Source organism: Actinomadura sp. NPDC048032 (assembly GCF_040653175.1).
GTDB lineage: Bacteria > Actinomycetota > Actinomycetes > Streptosporangiales > Streptosporangiaceae > Spirillospora > Spirillospora verrucosospora.
On sequence record NZ_JBEZJP010000706.1, the window covers coordinates 1 to 2,350 of the forward strand.

The 2,350-nt window shown below is 69.7% G+C and carries 1 protein-coding gene; it reads right to left on the reverse strand.

Features of this window, described 5'->3' with window-relative positions:
* Positions 1–48: 48 nt before the first annotated feature.
* A complete protein-coding gene (locus AB0C69_RS41310) occupies positions 49–2,232 on the reverse strand; it encodes a bifunctional (p)ppGpp synthetase/guanosine-3',5'-bis(diphosphate) 3'-pyrophosphohydrolase (protein ID WP_360362171.1) in 2,184 nt (727 codons plus the stop codon).
* Positions 2,233–2,350 lie beyond the last annotated feature (118 nt).

Sequence of the window (2,350 nt, forward strand, 5' to 3'; positions counted from 1 at the left end):
CGTCGTCGGCCTCCGCGAGCGAGCCCAGCATCCGATAGGCGACGGCCTTCAGATGCGTGCGGTGCCCCTCGAACCGCTCGGCCAGGAGACGTCGTAGACGCCGTCGATGGAGCGGACGGCCTTCAGGACGTGGCCGAGGTGCTTCGGGTCGCCCATCTCGAAGGTGAACCGGCTGACGGCGACGCGGTCGCGGGTCGTGGTGACCGACGCCGACAGGATGTTGACGTGCTGGTCGGACAGGACGCGGGTCACGTCCGACAGCAGGCGGGGGCGGTCGAGCGCCTCCACCTGGATCGCGACGAGGAAGACCGAGTCCTCGCCCGGGGACCACTTGACGTCGATCAGGCGGTCGGGCTGCGACCTCAGGCTCTCGACGTTGGCGCAGTCGGAGCGGTGGACGGAGACGCCGTGGCCGCGGGTCACGAAACCGACGATGTCGTCGCCGGGGACCGGGGTGCAGCAGCGCGACAGCCGGATCCACACGTCCGGGTCGTCGGCGACGACGACGCCCGGGTCGCCGGCGGGGCGGCTGCGCTTGCGGCGCGTCGGCAGCGCGATCTCGGCGAGGTCCTCCTCGGCGCTCTCCACACCGCCGAGGGCGTCCACGAGGCGCTGCACGACGTGCTGCGCGGAGACCTGGCTCTCGCCCACGGCCGCGTACAGGGACGACACGTCCGGGTAGCGCATGTCCCGGGCGAGGGCGAGGAGGGCCTCGCCGGACATCATCCGCTGGAGCGGCATGTTCTGCTTGCGCATGGCGCGGGCGATGGCGTCCTTGCCGGACTCGATCGCGGTGTCGCGGCGCTCCTTGGAGAACCAGTGCTTGATCTTGTTGCGGGCGCGGGCGCTCTTGACGAAGCCGAGCCAGTCGCGGCTCGGGCCCGCGTCCGGCGACTTGGAGGTGAAGACCTCGACGGTGTCGCCGTTGTCGAGGGTCGATTCGAGGGGGACGAGGCGGCCGTTGACGCGGGCGCCGATACATCGGTGCCCGACCTCGGTGTGGATCGCGTAGGCGAAGTCGACGGGGGTGGCGCCCTGCGGCAGCGCGATCACGTCGCCCTTCGGCGTGAACACGAACACCTCGGACACCGACAGGTCGAAGCGCAGCGACTCCAGGAACTCGGCCGGGTCGGCGGTCTCCTTCTGCCAGTCGAGGAGCTGGCGCAGCCACTGCATGTCACCGGCCTTGCGGCCGCCGACCGTCTCCTCCTTGTACTTCCAGTGCGCGGCGACGCCGTACTCGGCGCGGCGGTGCATGCCCCAGGTGCGGATCTGCAGCTCGACGGGCTTGCCCTCCGGGCCGATCACCGTCGTGTGCAGCGACTGGTACATGTTGAACTTCGGCATCGCGATGTAGTCCTTGAACCGGCCGGGGACCGGGTTCCATCGCGCGTGGATCGAGCCGAGGGCGGCGTAGCAGTCGCGGACGCTGTCGACGAGGACCCGGATGCCGACCAGGTCGTAGATGTCGTCGAAGCTGACGTCCCGCGCGATCATCTTCTGGTAGATCGAGTAGTAGTGCTTGGGCCGGCCGGTCACGGTGGCCTTGATCCGGGCCTCGCGCAGGTCGGTGGAGACGTTCTCGATCACTTCCTGCAGGTAGACGTCGCGGCGCGGGGCGCGCTCGGACACCAGGCGGGCGATCTCGTCGAACCGCTTGGGGTACAGCGTGGCGAACGCGAGGTCCTCCAGCTCCCACTTCAGCGTGTTCATCCCGAGGCGGTGCGCGAGCGGCGCGAACACCTCCAGGGTCTCGCGGGCCTTCTTCTCCTGCTTGTGCCGCGGCATGTAGCGCAGCGTGCGCATGTTGTGCAGCCGGTCGCCGAGCTTGATCACCAGGACGCGGATGTCGCGGGACATCGCCACGACCATCTTGCGGACGGTCTCGGCCTCCGCGGCCTCCCCGTACTTGACCTTGTCGAGCTTGGTGACCCCGTCGACCAGGGCGGCGATCTCGTCGCCGAACTCGGCGCTCAGCTGGTCGAGGGTGTAGGGGGTGTCCTCGACGGTGTCGTGCAGCAGCGCGGCGCAGAGCGTCTCGGTGTTCATGCCGAGCTCGGCGAGGATCGTGGCGACCGCGAGCGGATGGGTGATGTACGGGTCACCGCTCTTGCGCTTCTGGTGCCGGTGGTAGTGCGCGGCCACGTCGTAGGCGCGCTCGATGAGCCGGAGGTCCGCCTTCGGATGCGTGTTGCGGACCGTCTTGATCAGTGGTTCCAGTACCGGGTTCATAGCGGGACCGCGCTGGGCGCCCAACCTGGCGAGCCTGCGGCGCACCCGGGCGGCGGACGGCGGAATCGTGGCCTGCGTGGGCCTGGACGGGACGGCGGCCCCGGACGCGACATCGACG